Genomic DNA, 24898 nt, shown 5'->3' with positions numbered 1-24898 from the left:
GTCCTGAAGCATCCCATTTATATTCCCATCCATCCACTGTTCTATCCCCATTTATATCAATCATCTTAGAATCTACTTTTTTTAGTTTTTGACCACTCATTTGAGCAATTGGATTTCTACCATATCCCATTTCATTTGTATAAATGTATAAATAGCTCCCTCCGTGATCTTTAGCTGTACTTAAATTATTAGGACCAATAAATTCAACCCCGCCTAATTGAGATTCAACTTTTACCACATTTAATGATGTTAATGGTGGTGCAGGTGCTGCGGATACATCAGTCGCTAAACCAACTGTTGCTCCCACTAATAATGATGAAACTCCTATAATCATTCTTTTTAGCATACTCTCATCCCCTTTCGATTTAATACAAATTGATTCTATCATAATAATTTCATACATTTCCTTCCCTTTAAAAGAGTTAACAAAAAGTACCTATTTACATATGAAATTGTGCATATTCATTGCTTTTTACCATTTATACTTATCATAAATCATACTAAAGCATAATTAGTTCTCTCCCCTAATTGACTTACTACATTTGGCCCCATCTCAAGGTGACTATTCTAAGAACTAAAAAATGGTACATAGTTCACTGGTTTAACAAACAAATAATAGAATTGCAAAGTCAACTTAATTTAAGTTGGCTTTTCCTCTAATATTATAAGCAAGATCCACCACTTGCATCAATTAACTCACCAGTTATCCAACGACTGTCTGATGATGAAAGAAAACCTACAATATCAGCTATATCATTAGGTTCTCCCCACCTATTAAAGGTCGATAAACCTGCAGCATATTTTTGTCCATCTTGATTGCCCAATGTCTCAGCATTCATTTCTGTGTTAATTATGCCTGGGAGAATTGCATTTACTGTAATACCACGAACACCAAGTTGTTGAGCTAAAGTATGAGTGAGTGTATTTATTGCCCCCTTAGATATACTGTAGGCAAAAACACTTGGGGAGGCTACCCTTGTGACAAAAGACGAAATATTTATAATCCGTCCCCCATCTTTTAAACGTGGCAAAGCCTTCTGAATAATGAAAAATGGAGCTTTCACATTAATATTCATAACCTCATCAAAAGACTCCTCTGTAGATTCCTCTAATGTTAAAACCTGCCCAATTCCAGCGTTGTTTACAAGGATATCAAATGTAGTATTACCTATATATTTTTGAAGAGATTGATCCATCATTGCATACAACTTATTAATGCCATTAAAAGTACTTAAGTCTGCACGAATCGCAAATGCGGAACCGCCATCTTGTTTAATTTTATCCACTACACTTTCTGCTTCTTCATTTCTTTTACTATAGTGAACAACGACTAACGCACCAGCATGTGCCAAATGTAATGCAATACTTCGGCCTATTCCTCTACTAGCCCCTGTTACTAATGCAATTTTCCCCTTCAATTTATTCATCTCATCATCCCCTTGTTTAAAAAATTCTACTTAGTTATATCACAAGATACCCTTTGAAATGTTGCTCACTAATTTGATATCCATAAAACCAAAAGGCCCACTCATAATTATAAGAGTCGGCCTTTTCACTTCACATATTCATTTGCTTTACATACAGCCTCTCTAACTGTTGTGTACTTTGTACTAAGTATAATAAGGAATCTTGATGGTATTATAGGTAAAGCCAACTTAAACTAAAGTTAATTCATATACATTTTTCTTAGAGTCTCTGCCTTTAAACAGTTCGTTTAGGATTCTATGCATATATTCAATAAAATTTCAACAATGCCTGTATTTTTCATCTTTCATATTTTTCTTTGTTAGCTATGAGCATACTTATAAAACTCTAAAAACTATTTGATAATCTTTTAGAATCTAACTTTCTTTTAATACTATTTGCTATTTCTTCAATATTTTCATTTAGAAAGAAATGATTACCTTCAAAAGAATGAAAAGTACACGTTTTACTTGTGTATCGTTCCCATTTTATTACTTGATCATATGTAGTAAATTCATCATTTTCCCCATTAAATATAAGAAAATCAATATCACATGGTTGTGTATTTTTGTCATGAATATACGTCTCAACGATTTTAAAATCTGCTCTTAGAATAGGGAGAAAAATCTCCATTAATTCTTCTGATTGCAGTACCCCATATGGTGTACCTCCCATTGCAATAACTTCTCTTTTAAATTGCTCATTAGAAAGATTATGTCGGATATTTTTTATTTTACTATTTGGATGATTTCTACCGGACAAAACAAGAAATTCAGGCGATACGTTTTTAGAATCTTTTATTTTTCTGGCTACTTCATAGGCGATCAAACTTCCCATGCTATGCCCGAATAGAATGTAGGGCGAATCATCTATCTGCATAACTATTTTATTGTAGACATCATTTACTGCCTCTTCCATACTTTGGTACAAGTTTTCTTCAATTCTATATCCTCTGCCAGCTAACTCTATCGGGACTACCTCAATAGATGGATTAAAGTGATTTTTCCATTTTGCGTAACTAAACGCAGATCCCCCAGCATGTGGAAAGCAAAAAAGTTTAGTCTTCTGCATTGATTTTCTCCTTACTTTCAAATTTGTATATATTTTGGCAAATTGCATAAATGTCTTTAATTATTATCTCTTGCGGAAATTCATCCCTTGTTGCACAAGCAGATAACTTATAATTTGGATCAATGTTATATTGTTTAAAGTAAAAGTTTTTAGGTATATTCTGGTATGAAATTAAAGTTCGTGATTCTTTTTTTATAGAGAATGAATTTAATGGGGTATAAAGCCCTTTTCCAATCGTTTTTATATAACTTTCTTTTAATGTCCATAAATCATAAAAATAATTAATTTGTTCATCAGAATTTATATTAGATATATCATAAAATTCTTCCTCTGAAAAAAATTCATTTGCTAATTTAAGAGCCTCTATCTCTGAAATCTTTTCTATATCAATACCCACATTAAAATTAGCAGTAGTACAAACCACCCATTCTCCTGAATGTGACAGATTAAAATGAAAGTCAGAAAAGTTTTCAACAAAAGGTTTTCCATACTCATTATATATAAATCTAATTTCTTCATTATTAATTTTATACTTTTGGCAGATTAGAGATCGGATTAGTAAATCTCCTATCAGGGTCCTATTAATGTCGCATGAATTTAATAAACGCTTCATTCGTTCTTTCTTCTCATTTGAAACTAAGTTACTAAGTTGCTTAAACAAATGACTTTCAATATTCTTTGGTATTTTCACAGCTTGAATTTGTATGATAAATCACGTCCTTTTTTAAAGAATTACTTCATATATGAACGTTACGGAAATTCAAATTAACTTTATTAAATTGCATATACAATAGAAAAGGTGCATATTTACATATCAATGAAAATATGCACCTTTCCTCAGTAATATCATCAGGCATTCGCTTCTATTACAAAGATTTCTATGCCTCTACCAATTACTTTTTACATTATCCCCTTAAAAAGTAATGCTCTTAATATATTCATTATTCCCTACACTTGATATGCAGGTATTGGTCTCCCCTTTTCGTTCATTACGTTGCATCTTTTATACTCTCTACTTTTCCGTTAATAAAATGGATTTCTCTATTATTCCTTCAAATTCATTTAGTAGATACATAGCTATTTTTTCAACTGCAGGTGAATCCACTATTTCTTCATGTGATCCAGGGACTGAATACTTATTTACTCTACCTTTTAATAAAGGTCCCCATTCTGTAAACAACTCTTTTCCTTCCTCAGCACTAAAGTAGAGAACTTCTCCAGAGTATGGTATTAAATCATGCTCTGCCATTATATTCAGGCATTTCCTATGAGCATTGATAACTTGCTTCAAATTGATAAGATCTGCATCAGGCGGGAGTACTCCTTCCATAATTAATCGCTCTACAAGCATATCTTGTTTATGGATGAGGCCTTCTTCCTGCTCAGTAAAATCTCTAGGAATGAAATGCTCATATATATATGAGAGCATATCCTCCCTTGTTTTATGATCCTGCTCTGAAGGTACTTTTGTATCCATTAGTACCAACAACTCAACTTCCTCACCTTGACTCCTTAGTACAGTTGCGATTTCATAAGCAATCGCACCGCCTAAAGACCATCCTCCAAGACGATATGGACCTTCTGGCTGAACACGTTTTATTTCTTCGATGTAAAGTTGAATTACTTCCGGCAAAGTTAACTCGTCAATTTCTTTCTTTTCTATAAGAGGATTCTGTAAACCATAAAATGAACAATGGCTCTTAAGCAATCTTGCTAGTTGAATGTAACAGAATACATTCCCCATAAACGGATGAACGCAGAAGAAAGGTCTTTTTTCTGATTCTTGTAGTGAAACTAGCGCTGCTACTGATTTCGTCATATCATGCTTATCACGAATAAGGCATGCGATTCCTTCCACTGTTGGATTCTTAATCAATGTAGACACCTTAATCTCTTTTCCAAACTTCTCCCTAATTTTTGAAACTAATTTAATTACAAGGAGAGAGTGTCCTCCTCTATTAAAGAAATCATCATTTACATAGACATCTTCTATCTGTAACACATCCTGCCAGATTTTAATCAACTGATATTCAATTTCATCCCTTGGAATGATTGGTGTAGAGAAGTTATTTTCTCTATGAATAGTTAGATTGTTCAATGCCTTTCGATCAACTTTGCCATTCGTTGTAAGAGGAATCTCGTCTACCTTAATAAAGTGTGCGGGAACCATATAATTTGGTACTTGTGTCTTGAGATACTCACGCCACTCATGCATACTACCATCTCCAACTACATAAGCAACCAATCTCTGCTCTCCTAATTTATCCTCTGTTGCCAAAACTACTGCTTCTTTTACCAATGGATGCCTCTCTATACTCGCTTCAATCTCTTCAAGTTCAATACGAAAGCCCCTAATTTTCACTTGATTATCAATTCTTCTCAAGTAATCTAAATTACCATCAGGTAAATAACGAACCAAATCTCCCGTACGATATAAACGCTCTTCTTCATTAAATGGATGACAGATGAATCGCTCTGCTGTTAATTCTGGGCGATTCAAGTATTCTCTCGCTATACCTGCACCCCCAATATATAGCTCACCTGTTACACCAACTGGAACAGGTAACAAATTTTTATCCAATACATAAGTTTGAACGTTCGGCAATGGACATCCAATTGTTACTCTCTTACTATCTTTTTTGATATGATAGCATGTTGCATCAACTGTACATTCTGTAGGACCGTATACGTTATAAAAATCAATCTTTTCAGTCTCTACTAGCTGTTCCCATAATGACGGCATGATTGCTTCACCACCGACCAATATCTTGCTTGGTACATGAACATCAGCACTTATTTCTAGCAATCCTCCATCTATTAGTAATTGAAGTAATGAAGGTGTCATATCAAACATTTCCAATTTATTCTCCCTAATATAGGACACAAATTGTTCTGGATTAGTGCGAACTTCACTTGGAATAATATATAAACTTGAACCATAAAGCAGCATTTGTAATTGCTGAATAGATACATCAAAGGCAATTGATGCATTCAAACCAACGCGCATATTACTAGGTATCTCATGTGAGAAAACTTCTTTTTGTAAACCATATGATAGGTTTATTACAGAATGGTGCTGTACTAAAGCTCCCTTTGGATTCCCTGTCGAACCAGAAGTGTAGATAACATACGCTAAGTTTTCCCCTGTTACCTCACATATTGGTGAAAGTTTGCTTTCTTGAGAAAGCATTGCTTGGTCCCTATCTAGGCAAACTGTCTTAATGTCTTTAGGAATCCAGCCTAGTAATACTTCATTTGTAACTAACACTTTAATTCCTGTGTCTTCTAAAATATATTGTAGGCGGCTTTCCGGATTCGATGGATCTAATGGAACATAGGCTGCTCCAGCCTTCCAAATTCCCATGAGACCAACAACCATCTCAACTGAACGCTCAAAGCAGAGGCCAACTAATGACTCTGTCCCAATTCCACATTTCTGTAAATGATGGGCTAATTGATTAGCTCTTTCATTCAGCTCTCGATATGTTAGTTGCTGTTTTTCATCTACCACTGCCAACGCGTCAGGCGTACGATTTACTTGCTCTTCGAATAGTTGATGAATTGCATTCTCACGTGGATAGGATATAGTATTATTATTCCATTCTTCCAATAGCTTTCTTTGTTCAGCTTCCGTAATATATACTAGCTCCGATAGATTTTGATCAATGTTTTTGAGCATTTGCATTAACACTTTGTGTAAATGACCCAGCATTCGTTCAATGGTTACTCTATTAAACTTACTACGGTCATACATTAACTTTAACGATAACTGGATTCCTGGAACTACAGCTAACCCTAATGGGTAGTGGGTTTGTTCTACCCCTTCCAATTCACCAATTTCCAGATTTTCTGAAGACTCCTCTTTCACTGGATAATTTTCAAACACATATAAACTATTGAACAGCGGTATTCCTCTAGGAACTTCACTCCACCCCTGAATCTCTGTCAAAGAAGCATACTCATATTGTCTTCTTTCTATCTCTTCCTCTTGTATCTTCTGCAACCAATCTATTAATTTTATATCATCCATCAATTGAATTCGCGTCGGTGACGTTGTAATGAAAGGACCTACGATGTTTTCAACATCAATAATCTCCGTAGAACGCCCTGAGCTTGTTACACCAAAAACAATGTCATTTTCTCCACTATATCGGCTCATGAGATATGCCCATGCACCTTGAATTACTGTACTCAAAGTAAGTTTATTGCGTTTCGCCCATCCTTGTAACGCTTGAGTCTGCTCTTCTGATAAATACGTAACCTTCTCTGTGTAACCTTTTTCTTCCTCTTTACTTTCTAAGCCCAGCAAAGTTGGCGCAGTAAAACCTTTTAGCTTCTCTCTCCAGAATTGTTCCGCCTGCTCCTTATCTTGCTCTCTTAACCATTGGATATATTTCTTATATGGTGAGGACTTAGGTAACTTCACAGCTTCTCCATTCATTCTCTTCTGATAGACTGTAAGTAATTCATTAAATACTAATGGTAAACTCCATCCATCCAGTAAAATATGGTGATGGGTCCAAACAATCCGATATTCTTCCTCACCTTCTTGAATGACTGTTACCCGCATCAATGGTGCTTCATCAAATTGGAAGGCTTGTTTTCGATCTAATGCCAAAAAGACTTTTCTTTTTTCCTCTATCTCTTCACTTGTCATTGTACGCCAGTCTTCTTTATTCACTTTAAATGGGATATTTTCATACACCACTTGTACAGGTTCTTCAATTTCGTCCCATACAAATCCTGTACGAAAAATTTCATGCCGCTGAATTACAGATTTCCACGCCTGCTCAAATGTAGGAATATTCATTTTTCCTCGAATCATAAAACTCAATTGCACTATATACGGTGCAACATGTTCATCCCCTTGGTCATGCAATGTGTGGAAAATCATACCTTCTTGCAAAGGTGATAGTGGATATAAATCAGTAATCTGATTGTTCTTTCCGCGATGCATTTTGTTTAGTACATTTGTCAAACCTTCTTGGCTAAGATTAGCCATTGTAAAATCCGAAATGGTCAGTGCAGATTCTCTATCTGAAAATTGAATCAATGTACTCAGTTGATATAGCATATTCTGTGCAATACTTTGAATCGTTGATTTGGCAAATTGTCCAACATTGTATACCCAAGTGAACTGAAGTTTTCCATCCGTTACAACCCCAATTACATCAATTACATGCGATCGCTTGGAACCGGCAGCATGATCTAAACGCTTAAATTCGTTCTCCGGAATAAACATTGCATCGCTAGAAAACATTTGGTCAAATTGTCCAAGATAGTTAAAACTAATAGACGGTGTATATTGGGAGCTTAATTGCTCACACATTGTTGCGTTCATGTAACGCAACACCCCATAATCAACACCCTTATTAGGAATTTTGCGAACTTGTTCTTTAACTGCTTTTAATGCTTCAATTGGCGTATTAGCACTAGTAATATTTAAATGAACTGGGTAAATACTTGTAAACCATCCCACAGTTCTCGATAAATCAACATCTTCAATAATCTCTTCTCGACCATGTCCCTCTAAATCTACGCTCAATATCGGCTGCCCCGTACATGCTGCCGTAGCTTGTACTAATGCTGCTAATAATACTTCATTGATTTGGACACGGTGAGTGCTTAAAGTCTCTTGCAATAACATACGGGTCTCATTCTCATTTAACACCACAGTAATTTCCTCAGTTACTGCGCTTACTGGATTACTTATAGTACCATCTACCGGCAATTTAACTACGTCTTGTTCAGCCTGCTCCTCCCAGTAATGTAGCACTTCTTTTGATAGGCCCGTTTCAGCGTAATGATGTAATTTCTCCGACCATTCTTTAAAAGATGTACTCTTCATAGGTAATTGAATTTTCTGCCCTTGGACTACTTGCGTATATGCTGTTTGCAAATCTTCCAATAAAATTCGCCAAGAAACACCATCCACGGCTAAATGATGAATTGTCCAAAATAATCGGCCAGCGTGCTCACCTTCATCAAAATACACCATTCTCATTAGCGGACCATCATATAAATTCAAACTTTCTTGTGCAACATTAATCTCTTTTTGAATAACCTGATGCCAATCAGCTTCCGGCACTTCGTCTAATGAAATGACAGTAAGCATCAATTGTTCTTCTATTCCTTCATTCCACTGTTTCCAAACCCCATTAGATAAACGTTCATATCTTAAACGCAGAGCATCATGATGAAGTAGAAGGTTACCTGCCGCCTTTTCCAGTGATCCTATGTCCAATTTCTCTTTCGTTCTAAAGAACATGGATTGATTCCAATGATGTGGGTTAGGATGATTTTGTGCAAAAAACCTTTGCTGAATAGGTGTAAGTATCGTCTCTCCAGTTATAATTCCCTGTTCAGCTTGTACACCTTGTTCTTCTTTGACTACTTGCGCCAACTCAGCAATCGTTTGGTGTTCAAATATTTGTTTTGGTGTCAATTGTAAACCAACTTGCTTCGCGCGCGAGACAATCTGAATGCTAAGAATTGAATCTCCACCAATTTCAAAGAAGTTATCATTCATACCAATACGTTTTGAACCTAGCACACGTTCCCAAATGATAGAAAGCTTATGTTCACGTTCATTTCTTGGGGCCACGTATCCTTCTTTTGTTCCTTGATAATCTGGTATAGGTAACGATTTCCGATCAACCTTTCCATTTATGGTTAGCGGTAATTCTTTCATTTCGACAAAGTAGGAAGGTATCATATGGATTGGCAGTTTTGTTTTAAGGTACTCTCGCCATTCTTCTAAACTGCCTTCGCCCACTACATAAGCTACCAGCCTCTTATCTCCCGACTGATTTTCCCTAACCATTACAACTGCCTCTTTTACTAAGTAATGCTCCTGTAAGGTCGACTCAATCTCTCCAAGTTCAATTCGAAATCCTCTAATCTTCACTTGATTATCCATTCTTCCTAAGTAGTCTATATTACCATCAGGAAGATATCTCACAAGATCACCTGTTCTATATAACCTCTCGCCTTCTTTGAATGGATGAGAAATAAATCGTTCGGATGTTAACTCTGGACGATTCAAGTACCCCCTTGCTAGACCTGCTCCTCCGATATAAAGTTCCCCCATCACACCAACTGGAACTGGCAACCTATTTCTATCTAATACATAAGTTTGGATGTTAGGCAATGGACGCCCAATTGTTACTCTCTTACTATCTTTTTTAATATGATAGCATGTTGCATCAACCGTACATTCTGTAGGACCATATACATTATAAAACTGTATTTTATCAGTCTCTACTAGCTGTTCCCATAATGACGGCATAATCGCTTCGCCGCCAACCAATACCTTACTTGGAACATGAACACCATCGTACGTTTCTAACAATCCGGCATCTATAAGTAATTGAAGCATTGAAGGCGTTATATCAAAGATTGCTAACTTGTTCTCCCTAATATAAGCTACAAACTGTTCCGGATCACTTCGTACTTCATTCGGAATAATATACAAACTTGAACCATAAAGCAGCATTTGTAATTGCTGAATAGATGCATCAAAGGCAATTGACGCATTTAAACCGACATGCATGTTAGATGGTATCTCATGTTCGAAAACCTCTTTTTGTAAACCATGCGACAAGTTTAGTACAGAATGATGCTGTATCAAGACACCCTTTGGATTCCCCGTCGATCCCGAAGTATAGATAACATACGCTAGGTTTTCTCCTGTTACTTCACATTTTGGTAAAAAAATGCTTTCTTTTGAAATCATTGCCTGATCCCTATCTAGACAAACTGCCTTGACTTCTTTGGGTATCCAACCTTCCAATGACTCATTCGTAACTAATACTTGAATTTCAGTGTCCTCCAAAATATATCGTAGGCGACTTTCTGGATATGATGGGTCCAATGGAACATATGCTGCTCCAGCCTTCCAGATCCCCATAATACTAACAATCATCTCAACTGAACGCTCAAAGCAAATTCCAACTAATGATTCAGTCCCAATCCCACATTGCTGAAGATAGTGGGCCAATTGATTAGCTTTTTCATTCAGCTCTCGATATGTTAACTGCTGTTTTTCATCTACCACTGCTACCGCATCAGGTGTACGATTTACTTGCTCTTCAAACAGCTGATGAATCGTACTTTCCTGTGGATATGCTACAGCACCATTATTCCACTCTTCCAACTGTTTTTGCTGTAATCCTGATAATATAGGCAACTTAGCTAATGATTTATCAGGATTCTCCACGATTACATTCAACCAGTTCCCAAAATGTTCAGCCATGGATTCAATAGTTAAGCTGTCAAATAAATCAGTTCTATAAACAAAAGTAAGTAATAAACCCTCTTCCACTTCTGCAGCAGTTAAACTTAAATCAAACTTAGCGATCGGAGCATTACTTTCCATTACTTCTATATTTCTTCCATGTAGTTCTGGTAGCTTCTGTCCCGTATTTTGCAAAGTAAACATGGTTTGGAAAATCGGAGAATGACTTGTATTTCGTTCAGGTTGGATAACCTCTACAATTTTCTCAAACGGAACATCTTGATACTCATACGCCTTCAATGCTTTTATCCGTACTTGAGATAACAACTCTTGAAATGCCGGTGCATTACTTAAATCAGCTCGATAAACCAAGGTGTTGACAAAGAAACCAATTAGCCCCTCAATTTCTCGATAATTTCGATTTGCAATTGGGCTGCCAACAATAATATCCGTTTGTCCCGTATAACGAGCAAGGAAACTTTGATACGATGCCAATAAGGTCATGAAAAGTGTGGCCCCTTCTTGACGACTTAGTTCATTTAATTTATCCAGTAATGAGCGTGACAACAAAACATTATGAGTTAATCCATGGTGGGTTTGCACTGGCGGACGCGGACGATCCATTGGCAACATTAAGACTGGTAACTCACCAGATAATTCTTCCTTCCAATATGCAAGTTGTTGATATAGTACTTCATCTTTCAACCAGTCTCTTTGCCACTGAGCAAAATCGGCATATTGAACTGGTAGTGGTTCCAGCTCTGCTTGTTTTTCACCAATCGCATTCTCATAAAATGCCATCCATTCTTGAAGCAAGATTTCCATCGACCACCCATCCGAGATAATATGATGCATATTACACAGAAGAATCCATTCTTCTTCTGAAATTCTTATGAGTTTCCCACGGAATAACGGCCCTTGTTCTAAATCAAATGGAGATTCGACTTCAGTTTGAATCCATTGCTCCAACTTTCTTTCTCGCTCCTCTAATGAAAGCTTAGTTAAGTCCATTTGTAGAAGCGGACGGAAAACGTACGGTTGAATCTGCTGCACAGGATGGCCATCCTCTTCATAAAATACAGTCCGCAAAGATTCATGACGCTCTATCAACTGATTCCATCCCAACTCCAATGCCTCAGGTAACCAATTCCCTGTAAGCCGGCATACCATCGGCATATTATAAAGTGCACTATTAGGTGCAAATTGATCAATAAACCATAAGCGCTGTTGGGCATAAGACAGTGGAATATTTCCCCCTCGTTCCATCGGCATCAATGGTGGAATTTCTCGTTTTTCACTCCCCTTACGTAACTGATCTATTCGTTTCGATAATGCCTCGACCGTTGAATATTCGAACAGTTCACGTACTGGCAATTTGATTTGAAAGACTTCCTGTAAGCGTGAGACCACTTGTGTAGCAAGTAGAGAGTGACCACCGAGCTCAAAGAAAGAATCCTGAACATCAATGTCTCTTATTCCTAGCACTTGACTCCACACTGAAGCAATAAGTTCTTCCAGCGGAGTTCTTGGGTATACAGTATTTTCAGCGAATTGTTCACTAAGTATAGGCAATGCCTTCAAATCAAGTTTTCCATTCGGTGTAAGTGGTAAAAATTCCATCTCAATAAAGTTTGTTGGAACCATGTAATTAGGTAAATGTGTTTGTAGATGTTCTCGCCATCCATGGACACTTCCTTTACCAACTACATAAGCTACTAATCTCTTATCACCTTGATTATCCTCTCGCACCAATACAACAGCTTCTTTCACAGAAGAATGCGCCTGCAAAACAGCTTCTATTTCTCCCAATTCAATCCGGAAACCACGAATTTTTACTTGGTCATCTATACGTCCATGGAACTGGAGATTACCATCAGAAAGATAACTTGCTTTGTCTCCTGTATAATAGAGACGTTCTCCTGACTTGAAAGGATGTGGAATAAATTTTTCCTTTGTAAGATCCGGACGATTAGCATATCCACGTGCAAGACTCTTCCCTCCGATATAGAGATCTCCAATTACACCAATTGGTACTAGCTGAAGATGAGAATCTAACACATAAACTTCTGTATTCGCAATCGGTCGACCAATCGATGGCGTACCTGTTGTCACTCCTACAGGTACATAACAATCTGTGGTAACAACGGTATTTTCCGATGGACCATACTGATTAATTACCGCAAAAGGAATATCGTTAGATGGATACTGCGTTAATTGATCCCCACCAGTAATGATAAAACGAAGATCCGTTTTATCTGGCCAAGATAATTTCAAGAGTCTTTCCAGAATAGGCGTAGGTGCAAAGCTAGCTGTTATTCGTGAATCAATGAGCCAGTCCCTTAGTGCTTCTGGATTAATTCTCAGTTCCTCTGTTGACAAGTAGAGTGCTGCGCCAGCAGTTAGATACGGCCAGATCTCCTGAACAGCCGAATCAAAAGCAACCCCTGCAATCTGAGTCGCACGATCCTCTGCTGAAATATGATAAACTTCCTGATGCCAAGAAACCATATTCATTAATGAGCGATATTCAACCATGACACCCTTCGGTTTTCCTGTAGAACCAGAGGTATAAACAATATAGGCTAAGTTCTCTGGATTTATTTGACGTGTAGGTGCGATTACGCTTTCCACCGTTAATTCTTCTAACCTCACCATTTCGACGTGTGCGAAATGTCCTTCTTGTCCTTCCGCCGTCACTACAAATTGAATTCCTGCATCTTCAATCATGTATTCTAACCTTGATTTTGGATACAACGGATCTAAAACGACATAAGCTCCACCAGCTTTTAAAATGCCTAGTAAACTTACCATCAGCTCAGCTGACCTCGGAAGATAAACCCCTACCACTGACTCTGGGGCTACTCCCTTTCGCTGTAAAACATTTGCCAACTGATTTGCTTGTGTATCCAATTCACCATAAGTCCACTGTTTTGTTTGATCAACTATCGCAATCGCATCAGGACGCCTTGCTACTTGCTCCTCAACTTTGTCGCAAATAAGACCCTGATGAGACATTTCCATTACAGTGTCATTCCATGTTTCTAATAACAAAGTACGCTCGGTTTCTGATAGCATGCTCAGGTCATGCAACGGATTTTGTGGGCGATGAGAAACTTCATGTAGCCATTTCTCAAAGTGTCCTGCCATCCGTTCAATAGTAGTAGCATTGAATAAATCCTTATTGTACTCAAAAGTAAAAAGTAATCCCTCTTCCGTCTCAACTGCCATTACACTTAAATCAAACTTTGCAATTGGACTATGGCTTTCTATCATTTCAATACTTCTACTCGATAACACCGGTAACTCTTGTTTCATATTTTGCAAGATGAACATAGTCTGGAAGATTGGCGAATGACTTGTACTTCGCTCCGGTTGCACAACTTCTACAATTTTTTCAAATGGAATATCTTGATATTCATACGCCTTCAATGCCTTTTGACGAACCTGATACAGTACATCTTGAAATGTCGGTCTACCACTCAAATTAGCTCGATAAACTAGCGTGTTAACGAAGAAACCAATTAGTCCTTCAATTTCTCTATAATTCCGATTCGCAATTGGGCTTCCGACCAGAATATCTTCTTGTCCCGTATAACGAGATAGAAAACTTTGATATGCAGCTAAAAGCGTCATGAAGAGCGTAGCCCCTTCTTTTCGACTAAGTTCATGCAATTTATCATGTAGCGTGCTTGGCAGAACCAGAGTGTATGTCGACCCGTGATGAGTTTGTATTGCGGGACGCGGGCGATCCACAGGAAGTTGGAGTACAGGAAGCTCCCCAGACAATTCTTCCCTCCAATATTGGAGTTGTTGATCAAGCACCTCCTCCTTTAGCCATCCTTTTTGCCACTGAGCAAAGTCGGCATATTGAACCGGTAATGGTTCAAGTTCCGCTACCTTTCCATTCGTTGCTTTCTCATAAAATGCCATCCATTCTTCAAGTAGGATTCCCATTGACCATCCATCTGAAATGATATGATGTAGAGTACAAAGGAGTATCCATTCTTCCTCTCCCACGTGCAAAATACTTGTCCTGATTAATGGACCCTCTGTTAAATCAAATGGCACTTCTGTTTCTTGTTGAATTAAACGTTTAACTTCTTCTTCTTGATCTTCAGAAGAAAGCATAGTTAAATCCGTTTTCGGAATTGATTGAAAAGCATACGGTTCAATTTGCTGTACGGGTTGACCATTCACTTCTTGAAAGACCGTCCGCAGTGATTCATGACGTTCTATTAGTTGATTCCATCCCGTTTCCAATGCTTCAAGTAGCCAATTCCCTGTAAGACGGCATACCATTGGCATATTGTAAAGGGCACTATTAGGTGTAAATTGATCAATAAACCATAAACGTTGTTGGGCATAAGATAGTGGAATAGCTTCTCCTCGTTTCATTGGTATTAGTGGCGGAATCTCTCGTTTTTTATCTCCTTTACGTAACTGTTCTAATCGCTTTGCCAGTGACTCCACCGTTGTATATTCAAATAGTTCACGTACTGGTAATTCGATTTGAAAAATTCCCTGTAAACGTGACACTACTTGAGTAGCTAGTAGTGAATGACCACCGATTTCAAAAAAGGAATCCTGAACACTAATATTTTTTATTCCTAACACTTGGCTCCAAACGGAAACGATGAGCTCCTCCACTGGTGTTCGTGATGAAGTAATATCTTCACTTATGAACTGTTCTTCTAATTCCAATAATGCTTTCCGATTCACTTTACCATTTGGAGTAAGTGGCATACCTTCAATTTGGAAAAAGTATGCCGGAACCATATAATGTGGTAATTGCTTCTTGAGATATTCACGCCACTCCCCAGTATCCCCTTCACCCACTACATAAGCTACTAACTGCTTATCTCCTGGTCGATCTTCCTTCACCAACACGACTGCCTCTTTTACAGATGAGTGATCATGTAAAGCTGCTTCTATTTCTCCCAATTCAATTCGGAATCCTCTAATTTTAACTTGGTTATCTATTCTTCCAATATATTCTAAGTTACGATCATTTATATATCTAACCAAGTCACCCGTTCGATATAATCGTTCCCCGTCCTTAAAGGGATGCGGAATAAAACGTTCAGTAGTTAAATCCGGTCGATTGAAGTAGCCACGTGCTAATCCTACTCCTCCAAGGTAAAGTTCCCCTGCCACACCAATCGGGACCACTTGTTGATATTGGTCTAACACATACAACTCTGTATTATCAATCGGACGACCAATCGGAATAAGCATTGGTTCTTTTTCTAAATCACAATCGTAATAAGTCACATCCACAGTTGCTTCAGTAGGACCATACAAGTTAATTAACTTTGTTTGCTGAGCATTGTAAAAGATCCCCTTAAACCGGCGAACCTGTTCAGTGTTTAACGCTTCTCCACTAGTAAAAACTTGAATTAAAGACGATACATCCCTTTTCGAATTATATAATTCCATATAATCTAAGAAAGTAGATAACATCGACGGAACAAAATGCATGGTGGACACACGGTATCGTTCAATATACTCCTCAATCACCGCAGGATCTTTCTCTCCTCCTGGTGGAAGTAAACAAACACGTGCTCCTACAAATGACCACCAAAATAATTCCCAGACAGAAACATCAAACGAAAACGGTGTCTTTTGTAGGATTGTATCCTCCTCAGACAATGGGTATTTTTTCTGCATCCACTGTAGGCGGTTGATAACGGAATGATGTTCAATCATTACCCCCTTTGGATTTCCTGTCGAACCCGAAGTGTATATAATATAGGCTAAGTTATTTGCTGTTACTCCACTTACCGGAGCTAAATTACTCTCTTTAGAAATCATCACTTGATCCCGGTCTAAACAAATTGCTTGAATATCTTTAGGTAACCAGTCCTGTAGTGCCTCTTTTGTTAACAGCACTTGAATTTGTGAATTCTCCAAAATATATCTCAGGCGGTTTTCAGGATAACTTGGGTCCAGTGGGACATAAGCCCCACCTGCCTTCAAAATCCCAAAGAGACCGATAATCATATCAGGAGAACGTTCAATACATATACCAACCAATGATTCAGGTCCGATACCTCGTTTTTGTAGAAAATGTGCCAATTGATTCGATTTTTCATTTAGTTCTTGATACGTTAGCTTTCCACCCTCATAAACTACCGCCACTGCGTCAGGTGTCCGTGCAACTTGCTGCTCAAATAGCTCATGAATCATACAATCATGACCATAAACTACGTCCGTATCATTCCATTCTTCTAGGAGTTGTTTTTGCTCAGTATCCGATAACATTGACAGCTTTGTATATGATTCATCTGGATGATACGTGATTTCGTTTAGCCAGTTCTCAAAATGTCCTGCCATACGTGCAATGGTACTACTATCAAATAAATCCGTGTTGTATTCAAATGAGACGAATAGACCTTCTTCCACTTCATAGGCAGTTAAGCTCAAATCAAATTTAGCAATAGACATATTACTTTCTACCATTTCAATACTTCTATCAGGCAAATCTAGTCGTTCTTGTTTTATATTCTGTAGCGTAAACATGGTCTGAAATATAGGGGAATGACTCATGCTTCGTTCAGGTTGCACAGCTTCTACCACTTTTTCAAATGGTATATCTTGATATTCGTAAGCTTTTAACGCCTTTTTCTTTGTTTGGTTCAAAATCTCCCGAAAAGTAGGGGTGCCACTCAAATCTGATCGATAAACCAACGTATTAACAAAGAAACCAATTAATCCTTCTACTCCCTTATGGTTCCGATTTGCAATCGGGCTACCAACTAGAATATCTTTTTGTCCCGTATAACGAGCGAGAAAGCTCTGGTATGCGGCCATTAAAGTCATAAATAAAGTGGACCCTTCTTGTCGACTTATATCCTTCAATTGACTGAGCAATTTATAAGGAAAAATCACGTGATGCGCAGCCCCAGAGTAAGTCTGCTTAACCGGTCGAGGTCGATCCACTGGCAGTTGTAAAATAGGAAGCTCACCAGACAATTCTTCCTGCCAATACGTAAGCTGACGATTTAGCACATCACCTTGCAACCACTCCTTTTGCCACTTCGCAAAGTCTGCATATTGAATAGATAATGAACTTAATTTAGCAGGATTTCCGCCTGTTTCTTCTTCATAGAAAGCAAGGCATTCATTCATGAATATACCAATGGACCAAGCATCAGAAATAATATGATGCATCGTACACAGTAATAACCATTCATCCTTCTCTAATTGAACAAGCTGATTACGAATTAAAGGACCATTCATTAAATCAAATGGTTCTTGCGCTTCTCTCGCAATTAAACTATCTACCTCTTTTTCTTTTACTTCTAGAGGAAGTTGAGAGTAATCCCTTACAGGTAATGCTCTAGGAAGGAATTCGACAATTTGTTGCACAGGCTGTTCTCCTATTTCTTTAAAAACAGTTCGTAATGATTCATGACGTTCAATGAGTCGATTGAATCCCTTCTCTAATGCTTCAGGTATCCAATTTCCTTTTAGATGCCATACTGTTGGAATATTATATAAAGAACTGTTTGGGTTAAATCTGTCCATAAACCACAAACGTTGTTGTGCATAAGACAACGGGAGTGCTTCTTTATTCTCCTTTTTTTGCATTTGCTTCTGAAGCCACGCTCTCTTCTCAGGAGAAAGTGAACTCAGCTTTGCAAGTAAATCACTTCTCATTTTTTTACCCCTTCCTCAATCAAATTACTCTCAAATATCCCTTGTGCTTCTTCCTCTGATAACTCTTCTAATTGCTTAAGCAGTTCCAGTAATTCTTCATCATTACTGACTTCTGCTTCTTTTTGAATATAATCTTGAAGGCTTATATTCTCCTTACTATCATTCTGCATTTCTTGATTTTTGTTATCGAGCAATTGATCAATCTGTTCTGCCAATTGCTGCACCGTATGAAATATAAATAAATCATGCAATGGTATCTCGATTCCAAAAGCCTCTTTAAGATTGGAAACAGCTTGCGTAGCAAGTAATGAATGTCCACCAATTTCAAAAAACGAATCTTGAATTCCGATGTTTTCCATGCCTAAAACTTCATGCCATATCGAAACAATTGTTTTTTCCGTAGACGTACGAGGAGCAATATAACAACTTGCTATCTCCTGCTTCTCTGGTGCTGGTAAAGCCTTCCTATCAATTTTCCCATTAGGAGTAAGTGGAAATGCATTTAATCCAACAAAATAGGATGGAATCATATAGTTTGGTAGTTGTTCCTTGAGATAATCACGCCACTTTTGAGCATCCCCGTCTCCTACAACATAGGCAATCAAACGTGGATCGCCAGGATAATCTTCCCGCACCATCACAATAGCTTCGTTAACTAATGTATGCTTTTGTAATACCGCTTCGATTTCTCCTAGTTCAATCCGGAACCCACGAATTTTCACCTGATGATCAATTCGTCCAACATACTCCAAATTTCCATCCGGCAAATACCTTACTAGATCTCCAGTCCGGTATACTCGCTCGTCTTCTTTAAACGGATGCGTTATAAATCGATTTTTCGTTAAGTCAGGGCGTTTTAAATATCCACGTGCTAACCCTGATCCACCAATGTACAACTCACCAACTACACCAATTGGAACCATTTTTTGTTCAGCACTCAATACATATACTTCTGTATTGAAGATTGGTTTACCAATTGGTGGTACCCTATGCATGACACCCTTTTCTAATTCCATATACGTGGAATACGTAGTATCTTCAGACGGTCCATATAAGTTGAACACCTTCTCAATCGTACTTCTCTCGTATAAATCTTGAACAAGCGGATATGGTAACGGTTCTCCAGCCAAATTCATTACCTTTACTGAAGAAGGAATTGTTTTTGCTCGAACCAGTTCCTTTGCTGCCGATGGCACAGTATTAACCAAAGTCACACCTTTGGTAGACAACTTGTCTAGATGTAGAGCATTTTCAGCGACAATCACCTTACCACCCATCGTTAAGGGAACAAATACTTCAAAAACAGATAAATCAAAAGATAGTGAAGTTGAAGCTAATACTCCCGCTAATTCCTTTCGAGAATACGTATGATGCGCCCAATGAATCATTGTTACTGTATTCCTGTGCTCAATCATTACTCCCTTTGGATTTCCCGTGGAACCTGAAGTATAGATAATATAGGCTAAGTTATCACCCGTCACTTCACTCGTGCATACCGTAGTAACTTCTTGTTCTATTTCTACTCGATTACGATCAATACAAATAACGTTAACGAATGTAGGTATAACCATTTTTTGTTGTAACTTTTCCTGTGTCACCAGTACCTTTATTTGAGCATCTTCTAAAATGTACTGCAGTCGACTTTCCGGATACGCTGGATCAATTGGGACATATGCTCCTCCCGCCTTCATAATTCCTAAGAGACCGACAATCATCTCGGATGAACGTGTAACGCAAATCCCAACCAATGTTTCGCGTGTTACACCATTTTTTTGTAAATAATGTGCCAACTGATTCGAGCGTTCGTCCAACTCTCGATATGTTAGTTCTTCATCTTCGCACACTACTGCAATTGCTTCTGGTGTTTTTTCCACTTGTTCTTCAAACATTGTATGAATCGTACTATCTTCTATATCTATAACGGCTGATTCATTCCATTCCTCTAGTAGTTGCTTATATTCCACTTTCGATAACATATTCAATTCTGATAATAAACATTTTGGATAAGAGGCAATTTGATTTAACCAATGTTCAAAATGATTTACCATACGTTTAATGGTTGTATCATTAAACAAATCAGTATTATATTCAAAGGTTAGTGATAATCCTTCTTCCGTCTCAGAAGCAAATAAACTCAAATCAAATTTGGCAACAGAAACATAGCTTTCCATGAGTTCCATTTGTCTTTCGGATAGCTGAAGAAACTCTTGTTTCGTATTCTGTAAAGTAAACATAGTTTGGAATATTGGTGAATGACTTGTATTCCGTTCAGGTTTTACGGATTCTACCACTTTCTCAAATGGGATGTCCTGATACTCGTATGCTTTTAGTGCTTTTTTTCTTATCTGCGACAATAGTTCTTGGAACGTCGGATTTCCACTGAAATCAGCTCGATAAACTAACGTATTTGCAAAGAATCCTATTAATCCCTCAATCTCTTTCACATTTCGATTAGCGATGGGGCTTCCAACTATAATGTCGTCCTGTCCTGTATAACGAGAAAGGAAGCTTTGATACGCTGCCATCAAGGTCATAAATAAAGTGCATCCTTCTTGCAAACTTAAATCTTTGAGCTTTTCCTGTAAGGAATTCGCCACTATTAAGGACTGACTTGCACCACGATGGGTTTGAACTGCAGGTCGAGGACGATCCATCGGTAATTGTAAAACCGGTAGTTCCCCAGATAATTCTTCCTTCCAATATTGAAGATGCTGATTCAAACTCTCCTCTTTTTGCCATTCCTTCTGCCACATGACAAAATCTGCATATTGGATAGATAACTCCTTCAATTCCACTGTTTTTCCGGTTAGTGCTCCTTCATAAAAAGCCATCCATTCTTCAAGTAAGATTCCCATTGACCATCCATCTGAAATAATATGATGCATCGTACAAATGAGAACCCATTCTTCCCTGTCCACTTTCAATATTCGTGTTCGAATCAGAGGACCTTGTCCAAAATGAAATGGTTCCTCCGCCTCGTTTTGAATAAGGCGTTTCATTTCTCTTTCCCTATCTTCCAAAGAAAGATCTGTTAGATTCGTTTGAGGAATATGCCTGAACACATGAGATTGAACCTGTTGAAAAGGTTCACCCTCTTGTTCTAGAATTGTCGTCCTTAATGATTCATGACGCTCCAACAATTGATTCCATCCGACCTCCAATGCTTCAATTGACCATTTACCTGTTAAGCGACACGCTGCATGAATATTGTACATAGCACTATTTGGCATTAATTGATCAATAAACCATAGACGTTTCTGCGCATAGGAAAGTGGGATAACTTCTTCTCGTTTCATAGGTACAAGAGGAGCAACCTCTCGTTTTTTATCTTCTTTTCGTAACTGATCCACTCGTTTCGCCAATGCTTCCACTGTATCGTGCTTGAAAAGTTCACGTAATGGAATTTTAATTTGGAACATTTCTTGCAATCGAGAGACAATTTGAGTAGCAAGTAGTGAGTGCCCACCACGTTCAAAGAAGGAATCCTGAATGCCAATATTTTCTGTTCCTAACACTTGACTCCAAACCGAGGCAATAAGCTCTTCCGATGGCGTCCGAGGTAGCACATTTAAATCTTCAATAGCTTGCTCATCAGGTGCTGGCAAGGCCTTTCGGTCAATTTTCCCATTTGGAGTAAGCGGGAAGTGTTCTAACTCTATAAAGTGCGCTGGAATCATATGATTCGGTAATTGTTTTTGTAAATACTCTCTCCACTCCTCAGTATTTCCATCGCTTATTACATATGCAACCAATCGTTGATCACCTGGACGATCTTCTCTAACTAATACGACAGCCTCTTTAATAAACGAACATTTTTCTAAAGTCGCTTCAATTTCTCCTAATTCAATCCTAAAACCACGCATTTTGACTTGGTGGTCCATTCTACCTATAAATTCTAAATTTCCATCAGTTAAATATCTTACTGAATCTCCTGTACGATATAGTCGTTCCCCAAATCGATATGGATGCGAAACGAATTTTTCAGCAGTAAGATTGGGACGATTTAAGTATCCACGTGCTAAACCAGCACCACCAATATATAACTCACCCTCAATTCCTATTGATTGCAAGCGTTGATTTTGGTCTAATACATATAATTGCGTGTTCTGTATTGGCTGTCCAATAGAAACAAATTCTTGATTAGGCTGAATATCAAATGCATTCACATAAATAGTGGCTTCAGTTGGTCCATAAAAGTTGGTTAATTTCACTTGTTCACTATAATTCCATTTCTGTTGAAATCGTCTAACCAACCCTGAACTTAGTTCTTCTCCACCAGAAAATACATGGCGTACGGACGAACAATTCATGTTCAATTCAATATGATTGAAGTGGTCTAAGAAAACAGATAACATCGAAGGTACAAATTGAACTATAGTAACCTGATGTTGTTTAATCACTTCAGCTATAATAGAAGGATCTTTTTCTCCACCTGGAGGTAGGAAAGATACACTTGCACCAACGTGAATGCCCCAAAACAATTCCCAAACAGAGACATCAAATGAGAATGGCGTTTTCTGCAAGACCACATCCTTTTCAGAAAGCGGATATTTATGTTGCATCCATTCTAGATAATTAATTACTGAATGATGCTCAATCATTACTCCCTTTGGATTCCCTGTAGATCCTGAAGTATACATAACATACGCTAAATTTTCTCCTGTTACACCACTTATACATGGGGTTGATTCTTCTTTTTCAATTGCAGTGTAATCTTTATTCATACAAATCGTTTCTATATTTTCAGATACAAACAAATTTTTAGAATTCTCTTCCGTCACTAGTACTTCGATTCCAGCATCCTCTAATATATATCGAAGTCGACTCTCTGGATAAGTAGGGTCAAGTGGAACATACGCTGCTCCTGATTTTAGAATACCTAATAACGCTATCATCATTTGTAATGAACGTTCCATATATACCCCAACTAGAGACTCTGGGCCTACACCATGCTTTTGTAGATAATGAGCTAGCTGATTTGCACGCTTCTCCAACTCTTTATAGGTAATTTGTTCATTTTCGTAACTAGCCGCGATTGCTTCCGGTGTTTTTTTAACTTGCTCCTCAAACATCGTATGAATCATGCCTTCAGCCGAATAATTAAATTGAGAATGATTCCATTCCTCTAGTAACTGTATCTGTTCTTCTTCTGTTAAATGAGTAATTTCAAATAGTTTTGAATCTAGGCTCTTCGTCATCTGAATTAATATTTGCAATAAGTGATTCTGAATCAGATTTATTGTTTCTTCATTAAAATAGCTTCGATCATACATCAACTTTAAAGTAATTTTCTTACCGGGCATTACAATGAGTGTTAAAGGATAATTTGTTTGTTCCGTGCTTGTAACATCTAGTAATCTTAAATCATCATTTCTCTCACCTTGAATTGGATAATTTTCAAACACATACAAGGTATGAAATAAGGAGCTATTTCGCGGAACCTCACTCCAGCCTTGAATATCTATCAACGAATTATACTCATACTGTCTTCGTTCCATTTCTTTCATTTGTATTTTACGAAGCCAATCTACTACTGATGTATTATCCGTTAATCGAATTCTGGTAGGTAATGTGTTAATAAATAGCCCCACCATATTCTCTGCTCCCATTAAATCAGTAGGACGTCCAGCGCTAGTTACGCCAAATACGACGTCACTGTCACCGCTATACCTACTCATCAAATAAGCCCATGCACCTTGTACTAACGTATTCAACGTTAATCGACTATTTCGTACCCACTCTTGTAACTTCTCAGTAAGTTTCTCAGATACTTGATAAACACACTCTCCATAGCCCTTCTCTTGTCCTTGATCCTTTCTTTCCATTGCTAATGGCGTAGGTGCATAGAACCCTTTTAATTCTTCTTTCCAAAATTCCTCTGCTTGACTTTGATCTTGTTTATTTATCCACTGGATATATTTTTTATAAGGAAGAGATTTAGGAAGAGTCAATAATTCTCCCTTTATCATCTTGAGATAAACTTCCATCACTTCACTAAAGACCAATGACACACTCCATCCATCTAGCAAAATATGATGATGTGTCCAAATAATTCTCGTTTCCTCTTTTGCTTCTTTAATCGCAGTGACTCTCATCAATGGTGCTTCATCCAATAAAAATCCTTTTCTACGATCTACATTCAAAAACTGTTGTAATTTCTTCACCCTTTCCTCATGTGGATAGGTGCTCCAATCCTCTTGATGAATAGTAAAAGGAAGACGTTGGTAAACCGCTTGTAGTGGCTTTTCTACTTCCTCCCATACAAATACTGAACGTAAAACCTCATGTCGATTAATAACATATTCCCAAGCCTTTTCAAAAGTATCTACATCCAATTGCCCCCCGAGCAAGAAACCTACTTGTACAATATAGGAAAAAGAATGTTCATCATCTTGATCGTATAAAGTATGAAACAGTATTCCTTTTTGCAAAGGTGATAAACCATATATATCAATAACGTCTCCCATT

General features: G+C 37.7%; 6 protein-coding genes. All 6 read right to left on the bottom strand.

Annotation, left to right across the window (positions count from 1 at the left end; all coding sequences use genetic code 11):
• On the bottom strand, nucleotides 1–403 hold a 403-nt coding region (locus tag GBN78_RS19555; protein WP_152127632.1), incomplete at its 3' end, for a DUF4879 domain-containing protein.
• 259 nt (nucleotides 404–662) lie between these two features.
• Nucleotides 663–1427 (bottom strand): SDR family oxidoreductase, encoded by a 765-nt coding sequence (locus GBN78_RS19550; RefSeq protein ID WP_152127631.1) that lies wholly within the window; start codon nucleotides 1425–1427, stop codon nucleotides 663–665.
• A 385-nt stretch (nucleotides 1428–1812) separates the two neighbouring features.
• Nucleotides 1813–2535, bottom strand: a complete 723-nt coding sequence (locus tag GBN78_RS19545; protein WP_152127630.1) for a thioesterase II family protein — start codon at nucleotides 2533–2535, stop codon at nucleotides 1813–1815.
• The gene (locus GBN78_RS19540) at nucleotides 2522–3226 is read right to left on the bottom strand and encodes a 4'-phosphopantetheinyl transferase family protein (RefSeq protein ID WP_152127629.1); all 705 of its coding nucleotides are present in this window, start codon (nucleotides 3224–3226) and stop codon (nucleotides 2522–2524) included. The genes GBN78_RS19545 and GBN78_RS19540 overlap by 14 nt, the downstream gene beginning before the upstream one ends.
• Before the next feature lie 321 nt (nucleotides 3227–3547).
• Nucleotides 3548–18430 carry a non-ribosomal peptide synthetase gene (locus GBN78_RS19535; protein WP_152127628.1) on the bottom strand — a complete coding sequence of 4961 codons (14883 nt, stop codon included), beginning with the start codon at nucleotides 18428–18430 and terminating at the stop codon, nucleotides 3548–3550.
• Nucleotides 18427–24897, bottom strand: coding sequence for a non-ribosomal peptide synthetase (locus tag GBN78_RS19530; protein WP_152127627.1), 6471 nt, complete (start codon nucleotides 24895–24897; stop codon nucleotides 18427–18429). The genes GBN78_RS19535 and GBN78_RS19530 overlap by 4 nt, the downstream gene beginning before the upstream one ends.
• Nucleotide 24898 lies beyond the last annotated feature (1 nt).

This window comes from Bacillus sp. B2-WWTP-C-10-Post-4, from assembly GCF_009183805.1.
In the GTDB taxonomy this organism is placed as follows: domain Bacteria; phylum Bacillota; class Bacilli; order Bacillales; family Bacillaceae_G; genus Bacillus_A; species Bacillus_A cereus.
The sequence above is the reverse complement of the archived record's forward strand: the minus strand, read 5'-3'. Positions and strand labels throughout refer to the sequence as shown.

What these genes read in the sequence shown, in the direction of transcription:
- GBN78_RS19535 (WP_152127628.1), bottom strand. Translation starts at nt 18,430, where the DNA reads ATGAGAAGTGATTTACTTGCAAAGCTGAGTTCACTTTCTCCTGAGAAG.
- GBN78_RS19530 (WP_152127627.1), bottom strand. Translation starts at nt 24,897, where the DNA reads ATGGGAGACGTTATTGATATATATGGTTTATCACCTTTGCAAAAAGGA.
- GBN78_RS19550 (WP_152127631.1), bottom strand. Translation starts at nt 1,427, where the DNA reads ATGAATAAATTGAAGGGGAAAATTGCATTAGTAACAGGGGCTAGTAGA.
- GBN78_RS19545 (WP_152127630.1), bottom strand. Translation starts at nt 2,535, where the DNA reads ATGCAGAAGACTAAACTTTTTTGCTTTCCACATGCTGGGGGATCTGCG.